The sequence below is a fragment of the Thermus sp. genome (assembly GCF_037444525.1).
Taxonomy (GTDB): Bacteria; Deinococcota; Deinococci; order Deinococcales; family Thermaceae; genus Thermus.
Genome location: NZ_JBBIMD010000012.1, coordinates 1 through 23,587, shown reverse-complemented (window position 1 = coordinate 23,587; position 23,587 = coordinate 1). Strand labels below are relative to the sequence as shown.

Annotated in this window: 24 protein-coding genes; 13 read left to right on the top strand and 11 right to left on the bottom strand. The window is 67.3% G+C overall.

Going from position 1 to position 23,587, the window contains the following annotated elements:
• Positions 1–63: 63 nt before the first annotated feature.
• The 3 genes from WKI94_RS03165 (at position 64) to WKI94_RS03155 (ending at position 2,374) form a co-directional block, all read left to right on the top strand.
• Positions 64–444: a GatB/YqeY domain-containing protein gene (locus WKI94_RS03165; RefSeq protein WP_337844327.1), complete on the top strand. Its 381-nt coding sequence runs from the start codon at positions 64–66 to the stop codon at positions 442–444.
• Positions 441–989 carry an NUDIX hydrolase gene (locus tag WKI94_RS03160; protein WP_337844326.1) on the top strand — a complete coding sequence of 183 codons (549 nt, stop codon included), beginning with the start codon at positions 441–443 and terminating at the stop codon, positions 987–989. Before WKI94_RS03165 ends, WKI94_RS03160 begins: the two co-directional genes overlap by 4 nt.
• 86 nt (positions 990–1,075) lie before the next feature.
• Entirely contained in the window at positions 1,076–2,374 is a 1,299-nt protein-coding gene (locus WKI94_RS03155; RefSeq protein ID WP_337844325.1) for an acetyl ornithine aminotransferase family protein, read from the top strand.
• Between the two features lie 57 nt (positions 2,375–2,431).
• Here WKI94_RS03155 and WKI94_RS03150 read toward each other — a convergent pair whose 3' ends face one another.
• Positions 2,432–2,917 (bottom strand): adenosine-specific kinase, encoded by a 486-nt coding sequence (locus tag WKI94_RS03150; RefSeq protein ID WP_337844324.1) that lies wholly within the window; start codon positions 2,915–2,917, stop codon positions 2,432–2,434.
• Between the two features lie 48 nt (positions 2,918–2,965).
• Here WKI94_RS03150 and WKI94_RS03145 point away from each other — a divergent pair, with 48 nt between their 5' ends.
• The gene (locus tag WKI94_RS03145; RefSeq protein WP_337844323.1) at positions 2,966–4,108 is read left to right on the top strand and encodes a CofH family radical SAM protein; all 1,143 of its coding nucleotides are present in this window, start codon (positions 2,966–2,968) and stop codon (positions 4,106–4,108) included.
• 38 nt (positions 4,109–4,146) lie between these two features.
• On the opposite strand, the gene trpA is transcribed toward WKI94_RS03145, so the two are convergent.
• Both trpA and trpB read right to left on the bottom strand, forming a co-directional pair.
• The gene (gene trpA / locus WKI94_RS03140) at positions 4,147–4,926 is read right to left on the bottom strand and encodes a tryptophan synthase subunit alpha (protein WP_337844322.1); all 780 of its coding nucleotides are present in this window, start codon (positions 4,924–4,926) and stop codon (positions 4,147–4,149) included.
• Positions 4,923–6,140, bottom strand: a complete 1,218-nt coding sequence (gene trpB, locus WKI94_RS03135; RefSeq protein WP_337844346.1) for a tryptophan synthase subunit beta — start codon at positions 6,138–6,140, stop codon at positions 4,923–4,925. The genes trpA and trpB overlap by 4 nt, the downstream gene beginning before the upstream one ends.
• Before the next feature lie 84 nt (positions 6,141–6,224).
• Here trpB and thyX point away from each other — a divergent pair, with 84 nt between their 5' ends.
• Positions 6,225–7,022, top strand: a complete 798-nt coding sequence (thyX, locus tag WKI94_RS03130) for an FAD-dependent thymidylate synthase (protein ID WP_337844321.1) — start codon at positions 6,225–6,227, stop codon at positions 7,020–7,022.
• On the opposite strand, the gene ligA is transcribed toward thyX, so the two are convergent.
• A complete protein-coding gene (ligA, locus tag WKI94_RS03125) occupies positions 7,019–9,031 on the bottom strand; it encodes an NAD-dependent DNA ligase LigA (protein WP_337844320.1) in 2,013 nt (670 codons plus the stop codon). The two genes, thyX and ligA, sit on opposite strands and share 4 nt — an antisense overlap.
• A 59-nt stretch (positions 9,032–9,090) precedes the next feature.
• Here ligA and WKI94_RS03120 point away from each other — a divergent pair, with 59 nt between their 5' ends.
• Positions 9,091–10,215, top strand: a complete 1,125-nt coding sequence (locus tag WKI94_RS03120) for a BMP family ABC transporter substrate-binding protein (protein WP_337844319.1) — start codon at positions 9,091–9,093, stop codon at positions 10,213–10,215.
• Positions 10,216–10,341: 126 nt separating this feature from the next.
• Positions 10,342–11,832: an ABC transporter ATP-binding protein gene (locus tag WKI94_RS03115; RefSeq protein ID WP_337844318.1), complete on the top strand. Its 1,491-nt coding sequence runs from the start codon at positions 10,342–10,344 to the stop codon at positions 11,830–11,832.
• Here the strand turns inward: WKI94_RS03115 and WKI94_RS03110 are convergent.
• The 5 genes from WKI94_RS03110 to WKI94_RS03090 are packed head-to-tail and all read right to left on the bottom strand — an operon-like array spanning position 11,822 to position 15,959.
• A complete protein-coding gene (locus WKI94_RS03110; protein ID WP_337844317.1) occupies positions 11,822–12,742 on the bottom strand; it encodes a hypothetical protein in 921 nt (306 codons plus the stop codon). The two genes, WKI94_RS03115 and WKI94_RS03110, sit on opposite strands and share 11 nt — an antisense overlap.
• A 1-nt stretch (position 12,743) precedes the next feature.
• Entirely contained in the window at positions 12,744–13,604 is an 861-nt protein-coding gene (locus WKI94_RS03105) for an LptA/OstA family protein (RefSeq protein ID WP_337844316.1), read from the bottom strand.
• Positions 13,601–14,152: a hypothetical protein gene (locus WKI94_RS03100; protein ID WP_337844315.1), complete on the bottom strand. Its 552-nt coding sequence runs from the start codon at positions 14,150–14,152 to the stop codon at positions 13,601–13,603. The genes WKI94_RS03105 and WKI94_RS03100 overlap by 4 nt, the downstream gene beginning before the upstream one ends.
• 40 nt (positions 14,153–14,192) lie before the next feature.
• Entirely contained in the window at positions 14,193–15,215 is a 1,023-nt protein-coding gene (locus WKI94_RS03095; RefSeq protein ID WP_337844314.1) for a peptidoglycan bridge formation glycyltransferase FemA/FemB family protein, read from the bottom strand.
• Between the two features lie 3 nt (positions 15,216–15,218).
• The gene (locus tag WKI94_RS03090) at positions 15,219–15,959 is read right to left on the bottom strand and encodes a response regulator (RefSeq protein WP_337844313.1); all 741 of its coding nucleotides are present in this window, start codon (positions 15,957–15,959) and stop codon (positions 15,219–15,221) included.
• Between the two features lie 39 nt (positions 15,960–15,998).
• On the opposite strand from WKI94_RS03090, the gene pheA reads away from it, so the two are divergent.
• The gene (gene pheA, locus WKI94_RS03085) at positions 15,999–16,820 is read left to right on the top strand and encodes a prephenate dehydratase (protein WP_337844312.1); all 822 of its coding nucleotides are present in this window, start codon (positions 15,999–16,001) and stop codon (positions 16,818–16,820) included.
• 4 nt (positions 16,821–16,824) lie between these two features.
• Here the strand turns inward: pheA and WKI94_RS03080 are convergent, their stop codons facing one another.
• Together WKI94_RS03080 and WKI94_RS03075 are read right to left on the bottom strand one after the other, a co-directional pair.
• Positions 16,825–17,457 (bottom strand): CBS and ACT domain-containing protein, encoded by a 633-nt coding sequence (locus tag WKI94_RS03080; RefSeq protein ID WP_337844311.1) that lies wholly within the window; start codon positions 17,455–17,457, stop codon positions 16,825–16,827.
• A 97-nt stretch (positions 17,458–17,554) separates the two neighbouring features.
• Positions 17,555–17,995, bottom strand: coding sequence for a hypothetical protein (locus WKI94_RS03075; RefSeq protein ID WP_337844310.1), 441 nt, complete (start codon positions 17,993–17,995; stop codon positions 17,555–17,557).
• Between the two features lie 98 nt (positions 17,996–18,093).
• On the opposite strand from WKI94_RS03075, the gene WKI94_RS03070 reads away from it, so the two are divergent.
• The 5 genes from WKI94_RS03070 (at position 18,094) to WKI94_RS03050 (ending at position 23,279) form a co-directional block, all read left to right on the top strand.
• The gene (locus WKI94_RS03070) at positions 18,094–18,585 is read left to right on the top strand and encodes an OmpH family outer membrane protein (protein ID WP_337844309.1); all 492 of its coding nucleotides are present in this window, start codon (positions 18,094–18,096) and stop codon (positions 18,583–18,585) included.
• 62 nt (positions 18,586–18,647) lie between these two features.
• Positions 18,648–21,248 (top strand): DNA translocase FtsK, encoded by a 2,601-nt coding sequence (locus WKI94_RS03065; RefSeq protein WP_337844308.1) that lies wholly within the window; start codon positions 18,648–18,650, stop codon positions 21,246–21,248.
• Between the two features lie 19 nt (positions 21,249–21,267).
• Positions 21,268–21,666 carry an S-adenosylmethionine decarboxylase gene (locus WKI94_RS03060; RefSeq protein WP_337844307.1) on the top strand — a complete coding sequence of 133 codons (399 nt, stop codon included), beginning with the start codon at positions 21,268–21,270 and terminating at the stop codon, positions 21,664–21,666.
• 2 nt (positions 21,667–21,668) lie between these two features.
• A complete protein-coding gene (gene speE / locus WKI94_RS03055; protein ID WP_337844306.1) occupies positions 21,669–22,613 on the top strand; it encodes a polyamine aminopropyltransferase in 945 nt (314 codons plus the stop codon).
• Between the two features lie 33 nt (positions 22,614–22,646).
• The gene (locus tag WKI94_RS03050) at positions 22,647–23,279 is read left to right on the top strand and encodes a DsbA family protein (RefSeq protein WP_337844305.1); all 633 of its coding nucleotides are present in this window, start codon (positions 22,647–22,649) and stop codon (positions 23,277–23,279) included.
• Positions 23,280–23,587 lie beyond the last annotated feature (308 nt).

The window sequence follows — 23,587 nt, the reverse complement described above, 5'->3', positions numbered from 1 at the left end:
AGGATTCTACCCCCTCAAGCCAAGCACCCCACCCCCCAAGCCCCGAGGAGTAGACTGGAGGGGATGATCTACGAGGCCATCAAGGACGCCATCAAGGAGGCCATGAAGGCCCGGGACCAGAAGACCTTGGACTTCGCCCGGGTGGTGAAGGCGGAGCTGGACCGAAAGGGGGACGGCAAGCCCCTCCCCGACGAGGAGGCGGTGAAGGTGCTAAAGGCCCTCAAGGAGATCGCCCTGGAGCAGGGGAACGCCTTTGAGGTGGAGTTTCTGGACCGCTTCCTGCCCAAGGAGATGACGGAGGAGGAGATCGAGGCCTGGATCCGGGAGAACCTGGACCTCTCCCAGTTCAAAAACCCCCTGGCGGCCATCGGGGTGGTGACCAAGGCCTTGGGGCCTAAGGCCCCGGGGGACAAGGTGCGGCGGGTCATAGAGAAGATGCGATGAGCCCCTGGGAACGGCTGGAACTGGAAGAGCTCCTCTCCGAGCCCGTGCGCCTGGTGCGGGAAAGGCTTAGGACCCACACGGGCCGGGAGCTTACCTACATCTACCGCCCGGGGCCGGTGGCGGCGAGCTTCGTCCTGCCGGTGACCCCGGAGGGGACGGGGCTTTTCATCCGCCAGTACCGCCACCCCACGGGGAAATTCCTCCTCGAGGTGCCCGCGGGGAAGGTGGACCCGGGGGAAACCCCCGAGGAGGCGGCCCACAGGGAGCTTCTGGAGGAGGTGGGGGCAAGGGCCAAAAGCCTCATCCCCCTCCCCTCCTTCCACCCCCAGCCCTCCTTCACCGCGGTGGTCTTCCACCCCTTTTTGGCCCTCGAGGCCCGGGTGGTGGCGGAGCCCAAGCTGGAGGATGGGGAGCTTCTAGAGGTGGTGGAGCTTCCCCTTAAAGAGGCCTACGCCCTTTTGGAGCGGGGCGAGATCCAGGACGCCTCCACCGCCCTCACCCTCTTTTACGCCCGGCCCCACCTGCTGAGTTTGGATCTCATCTGAGCACACCGGAAAGCCGGGATTAAACCCCACTCCCCGTGCATAAAAATCCCGTGCATGGGGCCTTCTTTCCCTGGTAGACTCCTCCCATGCGACCGGAAGTGAAAGCCCCCCTACCGGGTCCCAAGGCCAAGGCCATGCTGGAGCGGGGGGAACGGGTCCTCTCCCCCTCCTACGTCCGCCCCTACCCCTTCGTCCCCGCCCGGGGGCAGGGGGCCTTCCTGGAGGACGTGGACGGGAACCTGTTCCTGGACTTCATGGCCGGCATCGCGGTGAACACCACGGGCTACGCCCACCCCAAGGTCCTGGAGGCGGTGCGGGCCCAGGCGGAGCGCTTCGCCCACGTGTGCTTCTCCGACTTCACCCACGACCCCACCCTCACCCTGGCGGAGCGGCTCGTGGAAAGGCTGGGCGGGCGGTATAGGGTCTTTTTCGGCAACTCGGGGACCGAGGGCATAGAGGCCGCCATCAAGCTGGTGCGCCACCACACGGGCCGCCCCTACCTTTTGGCCTTCACCGGGGCCTTCCACGGAAGGAGCATGGGGGCGCTTTCCCTCACCGCGAGCCAGTCCAAGTACCGCCAAGGCTTCGCCCCCCTCCTCCCCGGGGTGGTCCACCTCCCCTTCCCGAACCCCTTCCGCCCACCCCTGGGGGCGAGGGGCGAGGCGGTGGGGAAGGCGGTCTTGGCCTACCTGGAGCACCTCTTCCGCACCGTGCTGCCCCCGGAGGAGGTGGCCGCGCTTTTCCTCGAGCCCATCCAGGGGGAAGGGGGGTACGTGGTCCCGCCCCCGGGCTTCATCCCCAAGCTGAAGGCCCTCTTGGAAAGGCACGGCATCCTCCTGGTGGCGGACGAGGTCCAGACCGGGGCCGGGCGCACGGGGCGCTTCTTCGCCCTGGAGCACGAGGGGGTGGAGGCGGACGTCTATGTCCTGGCCAAGGGCCTGGCCTCGGGCTACCCCCTAAGCGCCGTCCTCTTCCGGGAGGAACTCGGGAGCTGGCGCCCCGGGGCCCACGGCACCACCTTCGGAGGCCAGGCAGTCTCTGCAGCCGCGGCCCTTGCCACCCTGGACCTCCTGGAGGGGGGCCTCATGGAAAACGCCACCCGGGTGGGGGCCTTCCTCCTAGGGGAGCTTAGGGCCATGCAGGCCCGCTTCCCCTTCCTTGGGGACGTGCGGGGCCGGGGGCTCATGATCGGGCTGGACTTCGGCGGCCCGGAAGAGGAGCGGCCCGACCTTAGGGACAAGGCGGTGGAGCTCGCCTTTAGAAAGGGCCTCCTCCTCCTCCCCGCAGGGCCTTCCGCCCTCCGCATCGCCCCGCCCCTGGTCCTCACCGAGGAGGAGGCGGCCATGGGGCTGGAGATCCTCGAGGCCGTCTTCCGCGCCCTTTAAGTACCCCCACCGAAGCTTTTGCGCCAAACCCCGCCCAGGAAGGCTTGGGCGGGGTATTTAGAGCTTGTACCCAAAGCGCCTTAGGAGGTCCTTCCGCCAGGCCACCTCGGCCTCGTCCTCCACCCCGAGGGGCCCAAAGCCGTCCATCACCCCAAGGATGGCCCGCTGCTCCCCCTCCTCCGCCACCACCACCTTCAGGGGGTTGGCGGTGGCGGCGAAGATGCGCACCACCTCGGGGCAGGCCTTGACCGCATGCAGGACGTTGATGGGGTAAAACCCCTCCCCCAGCACGATGAGAAAGGTGTGTCCTGCAGCCAGGTTCAGGAGGTTCCTCACCGCAAGTTCGGTGAGGGCCTCGTCCGTGCCCGAGCGGCGGATGAGGCGCTTGCCGCTGGCCTCGGAGAAGGCGAGGCCGAAGCGAATCCCCGGCACCGCGGTCACCAAGGCCTCGTGCAGGTCCTCCACGGTCTTGATGAAGTGGGCCTGCCCCAGGATGACGTTCAGGTTCTCCGGCTTCTCAATGGGAATCAGCTTGAGTTCCATACCCCGATTTTACCGAAGGCCACCCTCCGCTGGAAAAAGGGGTGTAGCATGGGAGGCATGGATGTCCTGGAGAAGGCCGTGGCTGGGGAGAGGCTTTCCGAAGGGGAAGTGCTAAGCCTCTATGACCTCCCCCTGCCTGAGCTTGCCGCCGCCGCCCACGCGGTGCGGATCAAGAAGACGGACCCCCAGGTGGTCACCTTCCTCATAGACCGCAACATCAACTACACCAACGTCTGCACCGTGGCCTGCGCCTTCTGCGCCTTCTACCGCACGCGAAGGCAGAAGGACGCCTACACCCTCACCTTTGAGGAGATCGCCAGGAAGATAGAGGAGCTCTACCAGGTGGGGGGGCGGCGCATCCTCATGCAGGGCGGGGTAAACCCCGAGCTCCCCCTGGACTGGTACCTGGACCTCCTCCGCTCCCTCAAAGCGCGCTTCCCCGACCTGCGCATAGATGCCTTCAGCCCGGAGGAGATCCTAGGCCTGGAAAGGCTTACGGGCCTTAGGGCGGAAGCCATCCTGGAAAATCTGAAGGAAGCGGGCCTGGACGGCCTGCCCGGGGCGGGGGCGGAGATCCTGGTGGACGAGGTGCGCCTAAAGGCGGCCCCGGCCCGCATCCGCACCGCGGACTGGTACCGTATCATGGACGCCGCCCAAGCCCTGGGGCTCTACACCCTGGCCAGCATGGTCATCGGCTTCGGGGAAGGCCCAAAGGAGCGCACCGCCCACCTCCTGGGCCTCCGCGCCCAGCAGGATAGGGCCCTGGAGCGCTACGGAAACGGCTTCGCCGCCTTCGCCCTCTGGACCCTCCAGGTGGAGCACACCCGCCTCAAGGGGAAGGCCCCCGGGGCCACGGCCCACGAGTACCTCAAGACCTTAAGCATCGCCCGCCTTGCCCTGGACAACTTCGCCCACTTCCAGGCCTCCTGGCCCACCCTGGGCTTCAAGGTGGCCCAGGCCGCCCTCTTCTACGGGGCGGATGATTTCGGGAGCACCATGCTGGAGGAAAACGTGGTCTCGGCCGCTGGGGGGCACGGGCGCACCCACGCCACGGTGAAGGAGATCGTGCGGCACATCGTGGACGCGGGTTTCTGCCCCGCAGAGCGGGACCCCCTTTACCGCATCCTCCGCTACCCCGACCCGGAGGCCATCCTGAACGAGCCCGAGCCGGTGGAGCTCCCCTTGGCCTAGGCGCCCTCTCGGTCAAAAACCCCTGGGCGGGCTGGGCCTTATACCGCTTCCCGGGCCCTAAGCCCCTCCCGAATCTCCTCCAACAAGGGCGCCAAGGGGCGGCCCTCCTCAAGGGCCCGTACCAGGGCACTCCCCACCACCACCCCATCGGCCACCGCGGCCTGCTGGGCGGTGGCCCGCCCCGAGACCCCAAACCCCACGGCCACGGGGAGGTCCGTTTGGGCCTTGATGCGGGCCACCAGGTCCTTCACCTCCTCGGGCAGGCGCTCCCGGGCCCCCGTGACCCCGGTAACGGAGACCGCGTAGACGAAGCCGGTGGTGTAGGGAAGAACGGTAGCCATGCGCCGAGGGGTGGAGGTGGGGGCAAGGAGGAAGACCGTCTCCAGCCCGATCTCCTGAGCGAGCCGCACCAGGGCCGGGTCCTCGTCCGGCGGCAGGTCGGGGAGGATAAGGCCCCTGGCCCCCGCGGCCTTAAAGGCGCTGAAGAACCGCTCGGGCCCCCAGGCCAGGATGGGGTTCAGGTAGGTCATGAGGAAAAGGGGCTTCTCCGTAAGGGCCCGCACCTCCCTTAAGAGCTCCAGCACCCCCTGGACGCTCATCCCCTTCCTCAAGGCCACCTCGCTGGCCCTTTGGATCACGGGGCCGTCCCCTAGGGGGTCGGAGTAGGGCAGGCCGATCTCCAGGAGGTCCGCATAGGGCAGGGCCTCCCGCACCGCCTCCAAGAACCCCTCCCGGCTGGGGAAGCCCGCGGTGAGGTAGGGGATGAGGGCCGAGCGGCCCTCCGCCTTGGCCTTTTGGAACGCCTCCCTTGTGGTCATAGCTCTCCCCCCAAAAGGCGCATGGCCTCGGTCACGTCCTTGTCCCCCCGGCCTGAGAGGTTGATGACCACCATCTGGTCTTTGTCCATCTCGGGCACCACCTTGGCCGCATGGGCGATGGCATGGGCGGACTCCAAGGCCGGGATGATGCCCTCGAGGCGCGCAAGAAGCTTAAAGCCCTCTAGGGCCTCCTCGTCGGTGACGCTGGCGTACTCCACAATGCCCTGGTCCGCGAAGTAGCTGTGCTCCGGCCCCACCCCCGGGTAGTCCAGCCCCGCGGAGACGGAATGGGCGGGGGTGATCTGCCCGTCATGGTCGTAAAGAAGGTACATGTAGCTCCCGTGGAGCACGCCCCGTTTCCCGGCCCCGATGCTGGCGGCGTGCCGCCCGCTGGAAAGGCCTTCCCCCCCGGCCTCCACCCCAATGAGCCTCGGCCTTTCCCCTTCCGGAAGGTAAGCGAAGGGGGCGAAGAGGCCGATGGCGTTGGACCCACCCCCCACGGAGGCCATGAGGGCATCGGGGTAGCGGCCGAAAAGCTCCAGGCTCTGCCGCTTTACCTCCTCGCCGATGACGCTCTGGAAGTCCCGGACCATCATGGGGTAGGGGTGGGGGCCCACCACGGAGCCCAGGATGTAGAAGGTGGTGCGCACATTCGTGATCCAGTCCCGGATGGCCTCGTTGGTGGCGTCCTTTAGGGTGCGGCTTCCCGCGGCCACGGGCCGGACCTCGGCCCCGAGGAGCTTCATGCGGAAGACGTTTAGGGCCTGGCGGCGCACGTCCTCCTCGCCCATGTAGACCACGCACTCCAAGCCGAAAAGCGCGGCCACCGTGGCCACGGACACCCCGTGCTGGCCCGCCCCCGTCTCCGCGATGACCCGCTTCTTGCCCATGCGCCGGGCGAGGAGGGCCTGGCCTAAGGTGTTGTTGATCTTGTGGGCCCCGGTGTGGAGGAGGTCCTCCCGCTTCAGGTACACCTGGGCCCCGCCCCAGTACTCCGAAAGCCGCTTGGCGTGGAAGAGGGGCGTGGGGCGGCCGGCAAACGTCCTCAGGTAGTGGTCCAGCTCCGCCAGGAAGGCGGGGTCGTGCTTGGCCTCGAGGTAGGCTTCCAAGAGCTCATCCAGGGCGGGGATGAGGGTCTCGGGGACGTACCGGCCCCCGTAGGGGCCAAAACGCCCCCGGGCATCGGGCAGGGGAAAATCCGGCAGGCTCCGCATAAGGACTCCAAAAGGGCGCAGGGCGCCTAGCCTTTCCATCCTACGCCTTTTGAGGGAGGAGGCCAAGGGCGTAGACTCTAGGGGATGGAACGGAAGGTTCTGGACAAAGGGTTCGTGCGCCTGGTGGAGGTCATGGGGAGCGACCACTCCATCGTCCAGGCGGCCCGGGTGTCCTACGGGGAGGGCACCAAGACGGTGCGGGAGGACGGGGCCCTCATCGACTACCTCATGCGCCACCGCCACACCAGCCCCTTTGAGATGGTGGTCTTCAAGTTCCACGTGAAGGCCCCCATCTTTGTGGTGAGGCAGTGGTTCCGCCACCGCACGGCCAGCGTGAACGAGATCTCGGGGCGCTACTCCATCCTCAAGGAGGAGTTCTACGAGCCCGCCACCTGGCGGAAGCAAGCCAAGCGCAACAAACAGGCCTCGGAGGGAGAGGTGGAGGAGAAAGAGGCCTTGAGCGCCATCCTCAAGGGGGTGGAGGAGGAGGCCTACCGGGCCTACCAGGCCCTCCTGGAGAAGGGCGTGGCCCGGGAGATGGCCCGCATGGTCTTGCCCCTAAACCTCTACACGGAGTTCTACTGGAAGCAGGACCTGCACAACCTCTTCCACTTCCTGGCCCTAAGGCTTGCCCCCGAGGCGCAATGGGAGATCCGGCAGTACGCCAAGGCCATGGCGGAGATGGTGAAGGCCCACGTGCCCATGGCTTACGCCGCCTTTGAGGAGCACGTCCTCCACGCCAGGGTCCTTTCCCGGACGGAACTCCTTGCCCTAAGGGGGCTCCTCACCCCTGAGGCCTACGAGAAGGCCCTCACCGCCCTCGACCTCTCCGGAAGCCGCCTAAAGGAGGCCCTGGAGAAGGTCTTCCCCGAGGAGGCCTAGGGCCTCCCCACCCCCGCCTTCTCCTCCAGGAAGCGCAAAAAGGCCTCCTCGTCCAAAGTGGGCACCCCCAGGGCCTGGGCCTTTTCCAGCTTGCTCCCCGGGGCCTCCCCCACCACCACATAGCTCGTCTTGCGGCTCACGGAGTCCGTGACCTTGGCCCCAAGGCGCCTCAAGAGGGCCTTCACCTCCTCCCGGGGGCGGGAAAGCTCCCCCGTGAGGACGAAGGTGAGTCCGGAAAGGGGACCCTCCCCCGCCTCCTTGGCCTCCATCTCCACCCCCAGGGCTTTAAGGCGCCGGACGAGGTCCCGGAAGGCGGGGTCCCGTAGGGTGGCGAGGAGGTTCTTGGCGGTGAGCTCCCCCACCTCCTCCACCTCCAAAAGCTCCTCCAGGGAGGCCTCGAGGAGCCGGTCCATGGTGCGGAAGCGCCGGGCCAGGTTCCGGGCCAGGACCTCCCCCACCCCAGGAAGGCCCAGGGCGAAGAGGAGGCGCTCCAGACCCCGCCCCTTGCTCTCCTCAATCTGGCGGAGGAGGTTTCCTGCGCTCTTCTCCCCCATGCGCTCCAACTCCACCAGGTCCTCTTTCCTCAAGCGGTAGAGGTCGGCCACGTCCCGCACCAGGCCCTTTTCCAAAAGCTTTTCTATGAGCTTCTCCCCCAGGCCCCCGATATCCATGGCCTTGCGGGAGGCGTAGTGGCGGATGGCCTCAAAGCGCTTGGCGGGGCAGAGGGGGTTCGGGCAACGGTGGACTTTCCCTTCCTTAACCAGGGCGTGGCCGCACTCGGGGCAGGTTTCGGGCCAGCGGATGAGCCTTTCCTCCCCCATGCGCTTTTCCTTCAGGACCCTTAGGATCTCCGGGATCACCCCCCCCGCCTTGTGGACCAAAACCCAGTCCCCGATGCGGATGTCCAGCTCCTCAATGTAGCTCTCGTTGTGCAGGGTAACCCGGGCCACCTCGCTTCCCCCCAAGAACACGGGCTCTAGGATCCCCACCGGGGTGACCCGGCCCGTGCGCCCCACCTGGAAGACCACGTCCAGAAGGCGGGTTTCCTTCTCCTCCGCGGGGAACTTGTAGGCGATGGCGAAGCGGGGTGCACGGGCGGTGTAGCCCAGGTCCCGCCAAAGCCTGAGCTCGTCCAGCTTCACCACCACCCCGTCGGCCTCAAAGGGGAGCCGGCGCCGTTCAGAAAGCCATCTCTGGTAAACCCCCTCCACCTCCTCCACGCCCTTGGCCCGGGCAAAGCCGTGCTCCACGGGAAAGCCTTTCTCCTTTAACCAGTGGAGAAGCTCGTACTGGGTCCTAAGCCCCGTCTCCTCTAGGCCCAGGCCCAAGGCGTAAAAGGTGGCCCTAAGGCCCCTCTTGGCGGTGATCCGGGGGTCTTTCTGCCGTAGGGAGCCTGCGGCGGCGTTCCTTGGGTTCTTGAAGATCCTCTCCCCCTTCTCCTCCAGCTCCTCGTTCAGGCGGAGGAAGGCCTCTATGGGCATGTAGACCTCCCCCCGGACCTCGAGGCGCTTCGGCACCCCCTTAAGGCGCCTGGGAATGGTGGGGATGGTGAGGAGGTTCTGGGTGACCTCCTCCCCCACCTCCCCGTCCCCCCGGGTGGCGCCAAAGACCAGGACCCCCTCCTCGTAGTAGAGGTTCACGGAAAGCCCGTCCACCTTGTGCTCCACGGTGTAGGCGAAGGGGCCCTTCTCCCCCAAGGCCCGCTCTATCCGCTCCTCAAAAGCCTTGAGCTCCTCAGGGGTAAAGGCGTTGTCCAGGGAGTACATGCGGGTGGGATGGCGGATGGGGCGGAAGGTGGCCTCGAGGGGCTTCGCCCCCACCTGGGCTGTGGGGGAGTCAGGGCTTTGGAGCTCGGGGAAGCGCGCCTCCAAATCCTGGAGTTCCCTAAGAAGCCGGTCGTACTCCGCGTCGGAGATCTCGGGGTCGTTCAGGACGTAGTAGCGGTAGTTGTGGTAGCGGATGAGGTCCCTTAGCTCGTTCACCCGCCGCCTCGCCTCTTCCAGGGTCATGCCCCTAGTCTACGGCCCCGGTATAATGCATGGCGGCAGACTGCCGTATGGAGGTGAACATGAAGAGGATTCTGGCTCTAAGCGCGGTTTTAGCCCTCGGCCTAGGGCTTGCCCAGGTGCGGGTGGGCATCGCCTTTGACGCGGGCGGAAAGTTTGACCGCTCCTTCAACCAGTCCGCCTGGGAAGGGGCGCAGAAGGCCGCCAAGGACCTTGGGGTGAAGATCTTTGACTTTGAACCCGCAGACCCCTCCCAGGTGGGCCAGGGCATCCGCACCTTCGCCCAGGAAGGCTTTGACCTGGTCATCGGCGTGGGCTTTGCCAACGAGCCCGCCATCACCGCCACAGCCAAGGAGTTCCCCAAGGTGAGGTTCGCGGTGATTGACGCGGTGCCCGGGGAGGGCAAGCTCCCCAACGCGGTGGGCCTGGTCTTCCGCGAGCACGAGGGGAGCTTCCTGGTGGGCTACATCGCCGGGAAGATGACCCGCACCGGGGTGGTGGGCTTCATCGGCGGCATGGACATCCCCCTCATCCACAAGTTTGAGGCGGGCTTCCGGGCCGGGGCGGAGTACGCCTTCAAGGAGGACGGGATCCAGGGCAAGGTCCTGGCCCAGTACGTGGGCAACACCCCCGCCGCCTGGAACGACCCCGCCAAGGCCAAGGAGATCGCCGCGGCCCAGGCCCGCCAGGGGGCGGACATCATCTACGCCGCAGCCGGCGGCTCCGGCCTCGGGCTCATTGACTTCGTTAAGCAGACCAAGTGCCTGAAGGAAGGGGGCAACGTTCGCTTCGTGCGCAAGGCCGACCCCTACGCCAAGGTGCCCAAGTACGCGGATTACACCCGGACCTGCGGCACGGACGGCGCCAAGGCCACCCCCCTCTTCTTCATCGGTGTGGACGCCAACCAGAACTACCTGGGCGACACGGACAACAACCCCGCCACCCTGAACCACGGCCTCACCTCCATGATGAAGCGGGTGGACGTGGCCACCTACGAGGTCATCAAGAGCGTGGTGCAGAAGACCTTCAAGGGCGGGGTGCGGGAGTTCGGCCTCAGCAACAACGGGGTGGGCTACGCCCTGGACGAGTACAACAAGGCCCTCCTGCCCCAGACCCTGGTAACCAAGCTGGAGACCCTGAAGCGGCAGATCATCGCCGGGCAGATCAAGGTGCCCGAAAGCCGCTAAAAACGCCCCACGGTAAACGCTTGTTGAACCCCCCTTTTGGGGTCCCCGCCGAGGCTTCCCTCGGCGGGGTGCTTCCTTTTACCCCCCTGCCCCCCGTGAGGGCCACAGGGAGGATATACTTTTGGGGTGGCGAAGGCCCTGGTCCTGAAGGACATCACCAAGCGCTTCCCCTTGGTCCTGGCCAACGACCGCATCAGCCTGGACCTGGACTGGGGGGAGGTCTTAGCCCTGGTGGGGGAAAACGGGGCAGGGAAGTCCACCCTGATGAAGATCGTCTACGGCCTCCAACCCGCAGACGACGGGGAGATGTGGGTGGACGGTAAGCCCTACCGGCCCAAAAGCCCCCTGGACGCCATCCGGGCGGGGATCGGCATGGTCCACCAACACTTCATGCTGGTGGAACCCTTCACCGTGCTGGAGAACCTGGTCCTGGGCCTGGAACCGGGAAGCCCCCTTTACCTGGACCTAGACCAGGCCCGTAGGAAGGCCCAGGCCCTTATGGAAAGGCTTGGCTTCCACGTGCCCCTGGACGAGCGGGTAGAGAACCTCCCCGTGGGGGTGCAGCAGCGGGTGGAGATCCTAAAGGCCCTTTACCGCGAGGCCCGGATCCTCATCCTGGACGAGCCCACCGCGGTCCTCACGCCCCAGGAGGCGGAGGAGCTTTTCCGGTTCCTAAGGGCCTACGTGGCCCAAGGAAACGCGGCCATCTTCATCAGCCACAAGCTCAAGGAGGTGCTGGAGGTGGCCGACCGCATCACCGTCATCCGGGACGGGCGGGTGGTGGGCACGGTGCCCAAGGAGGGGACCGGCCTCGAGGCCCTGGCCCGGATGATGGTGGGCCGGGAGGTGGTGCTACGGGTGGAAAAGACCCCCGCGCGCCCCGGCGAAACGGTCCTGGAGGTGGAGAGCCTCTCTGCCCCCCCCAGGCTCAAGGGGGTGAGCTTCCAGGTGCGGGCCGGGGAGATCGTGGGCATCGCCGGGGTGGAGGGGAACGGGCAGACGGAGCTGGTGGAAGCCCTGGCCGGGCTAAGGCCCCACCAGGGGACGGTGCGCCTCCTGGGCCAGCCCCTTCCCCCCTCCGCCCGGCGGGTCAGGGCCTTAGGAGTGAGCCATATTCCCGAGGACCGCTTGGCCCGGGGCCTGGTCCTGGACTTCGCCGTGAGGGAAAACGCCATCCTGGGGGACCAGCACCAGAAGCCCTTCCGGGGCTTCCTGGGCTTTCTGGACGACGAGGCCACGGAGGCCCACGCCCAGCATCTGGTGGAGGCCTTTGACGTGCGCCCCCGCTCCACAGCGCTTTCCGCCCGGCGCTTCTCCGGGGGCAACCAGCAGAAGATCGTGGTGGGGCGGGAGCTCCTAAGGGGCCCAAAGCTCCTCATCGCCGCCCAGCCCACCCGGGGGGTGGACGTGGGGGCCATTGAGTTCATCCACCGGGCCCTGGTGGAGGCCCGGGACCAGGGCCTTGCAGTCCTTCTGGTCTCCGCGGACCTCAACGAGGTCCTGGCCCTCTCCGACCGCATCCTGGTCATGTACGAGGGGCGGGTGGTGGGGGAGGTGGCCCCCGAGGAGGCCACGGAGGAGCGCCTGGGCCTCCTCATGGCCGGGGTCACTCCCTGAACTCCCCCGCCACCCCCCCAAGGACGATGGCCTCCCCTGTCCTCAGGGTGTAGAGGACCCGTTCGCCCTTTAGAAAGCCCTTCTCATCCCGGCTCTCCACGCCCCCATAGAGGTAGGCGTAGCCCTCCTTCTCCCGGAGGAGGGCCCGCTCGGCCTTGGTGGTCCTTCCCCCCTGGCGGAACTCCACCCCCCCTAGGAGCCAGAGCCGGTCCTCGTCCAGGAGGTAGAGGAGGCTTCCCGCCTGGCCCTTTAGGGGCTTTTCCCCCTCCCGGCTTAAGGCTAAGGGGCCCTCGAGGAGGGCCTCCCCCGTGTCGTTCCGGTAGCGGAGGGCCTTCCCCTCCACCTGCACCGCCCCCTGCCGGACCAGGACCTGCCCCGGGCCAGGGCGAAGGTCCAGGCGCCCCTCGGCCTCCAGGTAGCGGGCCTCCCCCCCGGTGAGGTAAAGCTCCTCCACCCCACCCCGCTCCACCACCCCCACAGGGCCTTCGGCCCTTAGGTCCTCCCCGATCCGCACCTCCACCCCCTTGGGGTCAAAGAGGACGAGGCGGAGGTAACGCCCTTCCCCCTCCCCCAAGACCCGCCGAAGGCGCATGAGGTAGGGGAGGCCCTCCCGCTCCAGGTCGGGGTTGTAGGCGGCCTCCACCTCCTCCCCCACCCTTAGGCCCTCCTCCAGGAGGCTCCCCGCGTCGCGGAAGAAGGCCCTTTCCCCCACCTGGACCCTCCCCTCCTCCAGGAGCACCAAGGGCCCCCGGTGGAGGTCCCCGTACTCCGCATAGAAGAGGCTCTCCTCCTCCCCGCTCACCGAGGCCACCACCCGCTTCTCCTTGCGGAGGAGCTCCACCTCCGGGCGGAAGACCTCCTGGGCCAGGGCCAGGAAGGCCAGGAGGAGGAGGAGGCCCGCCCCGCGCACCCTACTTCTCCCCGAGCTTCTTGAACTGGGCCAGGGGGAGCTGGAAGGGCCGGCCGTAGACCCGGACCTGGTGGCGGTTCACATTGTGGAGAAGGGTGGCCCCGGAAAGTTTGAAGCCCTCCTTCTTGTTCTCGCTCACCGCGGGGCGGCCCAAGACGATGGCCTCCCCGGTGGTGTCGTCGTAGTAGAGGCTATCCCCCACGGTCACCAAATCCCCGTCCACCAGGCGCACCCCCCCGGTGGCGATGAGCTGCTTGGGACCGGTGAGGCTCCGCACCTCCTTGGCCCGGATGACCAGGTCCCCGTCCCGGCGCTTGCGAGTGAGGACCACCTCCTTGGGGTCGGTGAAGACCGCAAGGCCCCTTTCCTCCTCGTAGTAGACCAAGCCCGCCCGCCCCTCCTGGTTGCCGCTTTTGAGGAGGGCATCCTCGCTCGTGGAGGTGTCCGTGTCCACCTGGAAGGTCATGCGGCTCGCCGAGACCTCCACCGGGTCCTCCCCTGGCTTCGGGGCTTGGCGCATCTCTGCGGGGCCCAAAAGCTCCCCTTCCCCGGTGCGTTCCCGGTAGACCAGGGCGGGGCCCTTGGCCTCCACCCGGCCCCGGCGAACGGTCACACCCCCTTCAAAGCGGGCCTCCCGTTCCCCTTCCGCCTCCTGCATGGTCTTGCCCTTGGGAGCGGTGAGGGTGGCCCGGGGGGCCTGGATCTCCAGGTCCTTCACCCGCCCTTTCACCCCCCCCTCAAAGGTCCAGGGGCCATACCGCAGGTCCCCCGAAAGCCTTCCCCCCTCCACCTGGATCACCCGCACGTTGCTGGCCGCCAGGGCCAAGCCCAAGACGCCGAGAACCAAAAGGGTTCGCTTCATCCTTCGCCTCCTTCCACGGTGCAGGGGCCAAAGGCCCCCCCGGCGGGGAACTCAAAGCGGGGGTTTTGGGCCTCGAGGCGGTTCAGCCCGAAGTCCGAGCGAAAGCCCAGGGCCTCCCCCCGGAGGTTGGGGGCTTCTATACGCACCCAAGGGGCGAAAAAGCCCTCCTCCTGGCGGATGAGGACCTCCCCAAGCCCCGGGCGGGAAAGCTCCAGGCGGTAGCACCCCTTCAGGATCTCCACCCGGGCATAGGGGGCCCGGAGGTTGTCCCCCGGGTCCACCACCACCTCCGGGGCAAAGAGCCTGAGGTCCAGCCGCCCCTCCACGTACCGCTCCCCCTTAAGCCCCCCCAGGATGCGGAAGGCCCCGCCCTCCTCCCGCATCTCCTCCGCCTGGAAGCGCCACTCCACCCCCTCTTCCTCAGGGAAGAGGAAAAACTCCACTCCGTAAAGCCGAACCCTCGCCTCCCCTTTCCCCTCAGGAGGCGCGCCCCGGAGGAGGAGGGGAAGGAGGGCCAAGGGCAGGAGAAGGAGGAGGTAGCGCCACACGCCTTCCACCTTAGCCCATGGCCCTTGAGAAAGATGACGCCTAGGCCAACACGTCCCGGGGATTCCCCCGCACCCGGAGGTTGATCCAGGTCTTGCGCAGGCGGAGGAGGAGGAGGAGGGGGCGGTAGAGGGGGGAAAGGGGGTAGGCGTAGGCGGGGAACTGGACCCGCCTGCCCCCAAACCCCTCCTTGAAGCGGTGGATCCCCTCCGCGTGGCTCCCCTCCGGGGTGCGGGGCACCCCCCAGAGGTCGTAGACCTTGTACCCCCGGGCCAAGCCGTGGCGGATGGCGGCCAGGTGCATCCCCATGGGGGCCTTGGCCTCGGGGTGCTTGCGGCTGCTTCCCCCATAGAGGTAGTCCACCCTGCCGGCGAAGGCCACGAAAAGCCCCGCGGCCAGGGCTTCCCCCTCCTTCCGGGCCAGGGCGATGAAGGCCTCCCCCAAGGGCTGGTTCATCTCCTTCAAAACGGCGCGGTAGTAGGCCTCGCTGTGCTGGAGGAGCCGGGCGCGGCGGTTGGTTTCCTCAAAGAGGTGGAAGAACTCAGGGAAAGCCTCCTCCCCCTCCACGGAAAGCTCCACCCGCTTTAGGGCCAGGCGGGCGTTCCTGCGGTGCATCTCCTTCATGCCCTTGAGGAGGGCCTCCTCCCCTTGGGTGAGGTCCAGCCAGAGGGAGTAGGCGGGCTGGATGGGCTCTATGGGGTGAAGGCCAGGAAAGGCGGGCGGGGGGAGGTGGGCGGGAAGGCCGGCCTCGGGCTCCAGGTGGAGGTAGGCCCCCCGGACCCTTTGGGCTAGGGCCTGGACCACCCAGGGGAGGTCCTTAAGGTCCCAAAGGGCAGGCCCCCTGGGGGCATAGGCCAACCTGAGCCCGCCAGGAAGGGGCTTTAGGAGAACCTGGGCCGCCCCCAAGGGGCGCCCTCCCTCGTAGACCCCAAGCCGTAGGGGCTCCCACCCGGAAAGCCTCTTAACCTCCCCCCAGCCCCAGGACTGGAGGGCGCTGGTGATGGGGAAGCCCGAAAGGAGCGCGTTCCAGGCTTGGGCTTCGGTGAACTCCCGGACCTCGAGCACCCCTCAAGCGTACAGGAGGGCGGCCAGAGCTTCCACCTCCCCGTCTCCCTCCAGGGGGAGGCGGCCCAGCTGGCGATACCGGGAAAGGAGGGGGGCGAACCTGGGCGCCTCCACCCGCTGGACCCGCTCCTCCAGGGGGATAAGGGGCCAGCCGTAGGCCAGGTGGCCCAGGAGGTCATAGAGGTCGTAGGGGCCCGGGAGGAGGCGCCTTAGGAGGCTTTCCGTCCAGCCCTTGGCCACCAGGTTGGAAAGGAGGGCCCGGCGGCTTGGAGTCTTGAGCCAAAGGGCCTTGAAGCGCTCCTCCTCGGGGAGGAGGGGCCGGAGGTGGGCCCGCACCGCCTCGAGGCTTTTTACCCGCTCCCCTCCGGGCAGGAGGTAACCCTCCCGGTCCAGGAGGGCCCGCACCGCCTCCCTCAGCCTCTTGCCGCTCACGGGCTTTTCCAGAAAGAGGTCCGCCCCCAAGGCCCGGCTGGGCCCCGCAAGCTCCTCCCCACCCCCGGTGAGCATGATCACGGGCACCTTGGCAAGCCTCCGGACGGCCCGGATCCGCCCCAGGAGGGTGAGACCGTCCATCTCCGGCATCATGATGTCCAGGAGGATGAGGTCGGGGGTTTCCCGCTTCAAGACCTCTAGGGCCTTCCGGGCGGAGTCCGCCAGGACCACCTGGTGGCCGTCCGCGGAGAGGACCACCTCCAGGAGGTAGCGAACACTGGGGTCGTCGTCCACCACGAGAAGCCGCGCCACGCTCCTATCCTACCCCCGGGCGGGTTTACCATAAGGGACATGAGGATCGCCTTCCAGGGCACCGAGGGGGCCTACAGCGAGGAGGCTCTTCTCAAAACCTTCCCCGGGGCCACGCCCTTGGGTTTCCCCACCTTTCACCAGGTCTTCGCCGCGGTGGAGGAGGGGGAGGCGGAGCTTGGGGTGGTGCCGGTGGAGAACACCACCGCGGGGAGCATCAACCAGACCTACGACCTCCTCCTGGAAAGCGACCTGCACGTGGTGGGGGAGATCGTGCACCGGGTGGAGCACTGCCTCCTAGCCCCCAAGGGCATGGACCTGCGAGAGCTCAAAGCGGTGAAAAGCCACCCCCAGGCCCTGGCCCAGTGCGACGGCTTCCTGGCCCGCATGGGCCTTGCCCCCATCCCCGTCTTTGACACCGCGGGGGCGGCCAAGGCCCTGGCCGAAGCCCCAGAGCCTGGGGTGGGGGCCATCGCCTCGAGGCGGGCGGCGGAGCTTTACGGCCTGGAGGTCCTGGCGGAGAACATAGAGGACTACCCCCACAACTACACCCGCTTCTTCATCATCGGCCGCCAGGAACCCCCCAAAGGGGAGGGCCCCCACAAGACCAGCATCGTCTTCGCAGTGCGCCACCGGCCCGGGGGGCTTCTGGAGGCCCTTTCCGTCTTCGCCGAGGCCGGGGTGAACCTCACCAAGCTGGAGTCCCGCCCCCGCCGGGACAAGCCCTTCAGCTACCTCTTCTACCTGGACCTCGAGGGCCACGTGGAGGACCCAGGCCCGGCCCAGGCCCTCCTCGCCCTCCTGCGCCGGGCTGCCTTCCTCAAGGTGCTAGGCTCCTACCCCGCTTACCGGAACGGGGCCTGAGGGCCTAGCCGGGGCGGACGTCCACCACCTTCTCCCCCGCGGTCCTAAGCCGGTCGGGCACCCCTTCCACCCCTTCCCCCACCACCCTTAGGACCAGGCGCTGGTAGCCCGGGAGGTGCTTGGCGGTGGCGATGGAGACGATGTTGGCCGGGGGGACGGCCTGGGCCATCTGGGCCAGGGCTCCAGGCACGTCGGGGATGTCCACGGTGATGCGGAGGCCCCCAAGCCTAAGGCCCAGGACCTCAATGAAGGCCCTAAGCACATCGGTCACGGTGATGATGCCCACAAGCCTCTCCCCTTCCATCACCGGCAAGCCCCCGATCTTCTTCTCCTCCATAATGAGGGCCGCCTTCTCCAAGGGCTCGTCCCCCCCCACGGTGATCACGGGCTTGGCCATGACCTCCTTCACCGTGAGCTTGGAGAGGAGGTAGTTCATCTCCCACACGGAAAGGGTGGTGGCCTTGGAGGGCATGGCGTCCTTGAGGTCCTTGTCGGTCACCAACCCCAGAAGCTTCCCATCCTTCACCACGGGGAGGCGGCGGAACCCCTTTTGCTTCAACAGGTTGATGGCTTCCAATACAGGGGTGTCGGGGTCCACGGTAAGGGGGTTGGGGGTCATCCATTCCCGCACAAGCATGCCTTATTCACCTCCGCTTCCAGTCTAAACCGAAGGGGAGAGAAAAATGTCCTGGCCCCGTTCCCCATGAAGGAACGGGGCCCAAGGGGCCTAAGCCTTAGCGGAGGTTCGCCCCCAGGACCAGGCGGCTCCCCTGCCCGCCCCCAAAGGGGTAGAAGTAGGCCCCCTCCAGGAAAACCCCGGTGCGGGGCTCCAGGAGGAACTCCACCCCTAGGGCCAAGCCCAAGCCCAGATCCGGGCTACCCCCGCTGGGCACCCTCACCCCTAGCCCCCCGCCGAAGTAGGGCCGGATGCCCCTAAGGTCCCGATCCACCTGGCCTAGGTCGGGCTTGAAGAGGAAGTCCCCGGCGAGAAGGACGCTCGGACCCCCCGGGAAAAGGTCACCGTAGACCCTAAAAGCCGTGTTCCGCTCCAAGGGGGCCTCGAGGCCAAGGCCGAAGCCCGCAAGGGGCAAGGAAAGCCGCAAGGACACCGCCCGCTGGGCTTGCACCGCGCTTCCCAAGGCCAATACCAGGAAAAGAATCCACGCTTTGCGCATACCACACCTCCCATCTCCCACCCTACCCGCCCCACCCCTAAGCCACAAGGGGCCCTCCTCTCACCTCTCCTTCACGCCTCCGGGGTAACCTCCTTCCCATGAAGCGGTTTTCCCTCTTCGCCCTCCTGGCTGCAGGGCTCACCCTGCTTACCCCCCAGCTGGCCCAGAACAAGACCGTGGCCACCCGCATTGGCTTCGTGGACGCCAACGCCCTGGTCCAGGCCCACCCGGACTACAAGAAGGTCCAGGACGTGCAGGCCCAGGCCAAAAAGGAGCTCGCCCCCCTAGAGGAGAAGCTTAAGCCCCTGGACCAGAAGGTGCGCGCGGGCCAGGCCACGGCCAAGGAGCGGCAGGACTACGAGACCCTGGCCAAGAGCTACCAGGACACCCTGAAGAAGTGGCAAGACCGGCAGGACGCGGTCCTGAAGCCCATCCTGGAGGACGTGGACCAGGCCATCGCCAAGGTGGCCAAGGCCCAGGGCTTCGCCGTGGTCATGAGCCGGCAGGTGGCCGCCCAGTCGGGCCTGGTGGTCTACGCCGACGAGGACACCGACCTCACCCAGGCGGTCATCCGGGAACTGAAGCGCTAAACCAGCCCCATGGGGCAAGCCCCCGCTTAAGGGCGGGGGCTTTTCCCTTTATAATCCCCCTGATGGCCAAGCGGGGCTCCACCAAGGCCAAAAAGAACCGGGACCTCGAGGCCCTGGCCCTAGGGGTGGGGGCCCTGGGGTTCTTCCTCACCGCCCCCCTTTGGCCGGTCCCCACGGGGGCCATCGGGGCCTTCCTGGACGAACGCCTCTACCGAGTCTTGGGGCTTTCCGCCTACCTGCTCCCCCCCCTCCTCTTCGCCCTGGCCGCCCTTCTCTATCTGGAAAAACCCCTTAGGCCCTTCCTAAGGGGGGCAGGCTTCCTCCTCCTCTTCGCCCTGGCCCTCCTTCCCCTCCTGCCCCCCCCTTGGTCGGGCCAAATGGGGGAAGGGGCAAGGGCCTGGCTTTTCGCCTGGGCGGGGGGGTTCGGCCTCCTCCTTCCCCTCCTTCTGGCGGGCCTCCTCCTGGACCTCTTCCTGGGCCACCCCCCCTTTTTCCTCCTAAGCCAAGGGGTGCGGAAGGGGGTGGAGGGGGTAAGGGCCCTGCGCCACCGCCTGAAGGCCTTTCTCCTCCGGCGAACGCTCCTTGGCCTGGCCCGGCTCTACCCGGAGCACACCGCCCTCAAGACCCTGGCCCAAAGCCTAAGCCCCGCGGAGCTTCCCCAGGTGGAAAGGGCCCTGCGGGAGTTTTTGGAAGCCCGGGTGGCGGAGCTTAGGAAGAGGCTGGAGGAGGACCAAAGGCCCCTCCTGCCCGAGCTCCTCTCCCTCCTGGAGGGCCTAAAGACCCCCCTACCCGGCCAGGGGCCCTTGAGGGATGCCCTGGAGGAAAGGCGGGCAGCCCTTTTCCTCGAGGCCCGCGCCCTGAAGGCCCGGCTGGAAAGCCTAACCCGGCTCCCCAAGCTCACCCCCACCCTGAAGGGCCTCCTCCAGGGCCTGAGGCTCCGGGAGGCAAGGAAGGGGGCCTGGGAGGAGGCGGCAGGGCTTTTGGAGGACCTCAAGGGGCGTTTCCAGACCCTCTCGGAGTGGCTCCGCTTCCTGGAAGCCCACCCCGAGGCGGAGCGGGAGGGCCTTAAGGCCCTGCTCACGGGGCAGGCTCCCCCCACCCTGCCCGAAAGCCCCCAAGGGGCGGAAGAGGCGCCCCTGGACCTGGATCTGGTCTTCCCCGAACCCGAGCCCATCCCCAAGCCACCCCCGCCGGCCCAGCCCCCCACCCCCGCCAACCCCCAGAGCACCGCCCTCACCCTCCCCACCCCAGACCTCCTGGACCCCCCGGAGCCCAAGGAGAAAAACCGCGCCCTGGAGGAGGAGGCCCAGCGGACCGCCCGGGCCATCGCGGAAACCCTCAAGACCTTTGGGCTTCAGGCGGAGGTGGTGGGCTACGCCCGGGGGCCTTCCGTGACCCGGTTTGAGCTTTTGCCCGCGCCGGGGGAGAAGATCAGCCGCATCCAAAGCCTCCAAAACGACCTGGCCCGGGCCCTGGCGGTGGGGGCGGTGCGGATTGAAGCCCCCATCCCCGGGAAACACACCGTGGGCCTGGAGGTGCCCAACCCCAAACGGGAGCTGGTGCGCTTCTCCGAGGCTGTCCTCTCCCCCGCCTTCCAAAACGCCAAGGCCCTTCTGCCCCTCATTCTGGGAAAGAGCATCGAGGGGGAAATCTGGGTGCGGGACCTGGCCAAGATGCCCCACCTCCTCATCGCGGGCTCCACGGGAAGCGGCAAGAGCGTGGCCATCAACACCCTCATCGCGAGCCTCCTCTACCGCCACCTCCCCACCACCCTGCGCCTCCTCCTCATAGACCCCAAGATGGTGGAGCTCACCCCCTACGAGGGCATCCCTCACCTGGTGCGCCCCGTGGTCACCAGCCCCGAGGAGGCGGCCGGGGTCCTGCAGGGGGCGGTGGCCCATATGGAGCGCCGCTACCGGATGATGAGCGGGGTGGGGGCTAGAAACCTCGAGCAGTACAACGCCAAGGTGGGTCCAGGGGAGGCCCTACCCTACCTGGTCATCGTGGTGGACGAGCTGGCCGACCTCATGATGACCGCCCCCAAGGAGGTGGAGGGGGCCATCCTGCGCCTGGCCCAGATGAGCCGGGCCACGGGGATGCACCTCGTCCTGGCCACCCAGCGCCCCAGCGTGGACATCCTCACCTCCCTCATCAAGGTGAACATCCCCGCCCGCCTGGCCTTCGCCGTGGCCAGCGGCTTTGACTCCCGCACCATCCTGGACACCCAAGGGGCCGAGAAGCTCATCGGCCAAGGGGATGCCCTCTTCCACCAGCCGGGGCTGGTGAAGCCCGTGCGCCTGCAGGTGCCCTACATCTCCGAGGAAGAGGTGGCAAGGCTTTCCGGCTTCCTCCGGGGGCAGAGCTTTGAGGACCGCTTCGCCGAGGCCTACGCCGGCGATTTTGAACCCCCAAAGACCCCCGAGGGGGCGGGGCCGGGGGAGGTGGACTTCTCCGACCCCCTCCTGAAGAAGGCGGCGGAGATCGTGGTGGAGGAAGGGTACGGGTCCGTAAGCCGTCTGCAGCGGCGGCTTTCCATCGGCCATGCCCGGGCGGGGAAGCTCATGGATGCCCTCGAGGCCATGGGCATCGTGGGGCCCGCCCGGGGGTCCAAGCCCCGGGAGGTCCTCATCACCAAGGACCAGCTGAAGGACTTCTTCGGCTAGTGTGCTAACATGGGGCCTTGTGGAAACGGTGCCGGGCGGGCGCTGGGTAGCGGAGATCTACGGCTGCGATCTGGACGTGCTGGGAAACCCCAAGATGGTGGAAGCGGCCCTCTTGGACGCGGTGCTGCGCCTAGGGGCCCCTAAGGGCTCGGCCAAGAGCGTGGTGTACAAGTTCCACCCCCAGGGGCTTTCCGCGGCGGTGGTAAGCCCTGTGGCCGCGGTGATGATCCACACCTGGCCCGAGGACAACGCCTCCGCCACCCTGGACCTCTACTTCTACCGGGACGGGGTGGACCCCGAGGAGGTCCTAAAGGGGCTTTCCCGGGCCTTCGGGGCCAAGGAGGAGTCGGCCTTCCGCTACTGGCGCGGCCAGGACCACGCCATCCGGCGAAGGAGCTTCGGAACCCAAGGAGGTTAGGCATGGACTACGGCATGTACTTCTTTGAACACGTCACCCCCTATGAGACCTTGGTGCGGCGGATGGAAAGGGTCATCGCCTCCGGCCGCACCGCCTATCAGGACTACTTCCTCTTTGAGACCAAGGGCTTCGGCAAGGTCCTCATCCTGGACAAGGATGTCCAGAGCACAGAGCGGGACGAGTATATCTACCACGAGACCCTGGTCCACCCCGCCATGCTGGCCCACCCCGAGCCCAAGACGGTCCTCATCGTGGGCGGGGGGGAGGGGGCCACCTTGAGGGAGGTCCTGAAGCACCCCACGGTGGAACGGGCGGTGATGGTGGACATCGACGGAGAGCTGGTGGAGGTGGCCAAGCGCCACATGCCCGAGTGGCACCAGGGGGCCTTTGAGGACCCCCGGACGGTGCTGGTCATCGGGGATGCCCGGGCCTACCTGGAGGCCACGGAGGAGCGGTACGACGTCATCCTCATTGACCTCACCGACCCCGTGGGGGAGGACAACCCGGCCCGGCTCCTCTACACCGTGGAGTTCTACCGGCTGGTGAAGGCCCACCTGAACCCTGGGGGGGTCATGGGCATGCAGGCGGGGATGATCATGCTCACCCATCACCGGGTCCACCCCGTGGTGCACCGCACCGTGCGGGAGGCCTTCCGCTATGTGCGGAGTTACAAGAACCACATCCCGGGCTTCTTCCTGAACTTCGGCTTCCTCCTGGCCTCCGATGCCTTTGACCCCGCGGCCTTTTCCGAAGGCACCCTCGAGGCCCGCATCCTGGAGCGGAACCTGGCCCTGCGCCACCTCAGCGCCCCCTACATCGAGGCCCTCTTCGTCCTGCCCAAGGACCTCGAGGAGGCCATCCAGGGGGAGACCCTGGTCTCCACCGACCAAAACCCCTTCTACCTCACCCCCGAGGGTGAAGCCCGCCAGGCCCCTTACCGGGGTTAATCCCTCTCATGGAGGGCGTGGTAAAGTGAGGCCATGCCACGCGCTATAGCGTTTGTAGTAGCCCTCTTGGCCCTCTTGGCCCTGGGCTGGATCTTCTTCGGCCCCAAGGGGCAAAAGGGGCTGGACCCCGCCCAAGGGGCCCGGTTCGCCCTGGGCCGGGAGGACGCTCCAGTGGTGGTGGTGGACTTCTCCAACTACCTCTGCCCCCACTGCCAGAACCACGCCCTGAACGTCCTGCCCCGCCTCAAGGCGGAGTACATTGACACGGGCAAGGTCCGCTACCTCTTCCGCGACTTCCCCTTCCCCGGCCAGGCCCACGTGATCCGGGCGGGGGAAGCCGCGGCCTGCGCCGCCGACCAGGGGCGGTACTACGAGTACCACGAGGTCCTCTTCCGCTCGGCCGCCTCCTGGGGCACCCTCCAGGGGGAGGCTTTGGACCGCTACCTGGTGGACCTGGCGGGCCAGTTGGGCCTGGACCAGGCGGCCTTCCAAGCCTGTCTGGCCTCCGGAAAGAAGCGGGAAGGGGTCCTGGCGGACCAGAAGGCGGCCACGGACCTGGGCCTCACCGGCACCCCTACCTTCTTCATCGCCGGGGAGAAGAGGACGGGCTTCCTCCCCTACGAGGAGTGGAAGGCCCTCTTGGACAAGGCCCTGGAAGGGAAGTAGGGTAAAAACGGCCAAGGCCCCGGGGGTGCCCCCGGGGTTTGGCTTTGCTACCCTTAGGCCATGGAAGCCCTTTGGGTGGGGGCAGCTTTCTTTTCGGGCCTTCTGGCCAACCGCCTGGGCCTGCCCGCCCTGGTGGGCTACCTCCTGGCGGGCTTTCTCCTCCACGCCCTGGGGGCGAGGAGCACCCCGGTCGTGTCAAGATTTATGTGTAAGCGTCTGTGTACGGGGGGCATACCTTTCCCGAAGCATCCCTTCCAACACCTCCTGCACCTCGGCAAAACCCTTCAACCTCCGCTCCGCCCACCTCC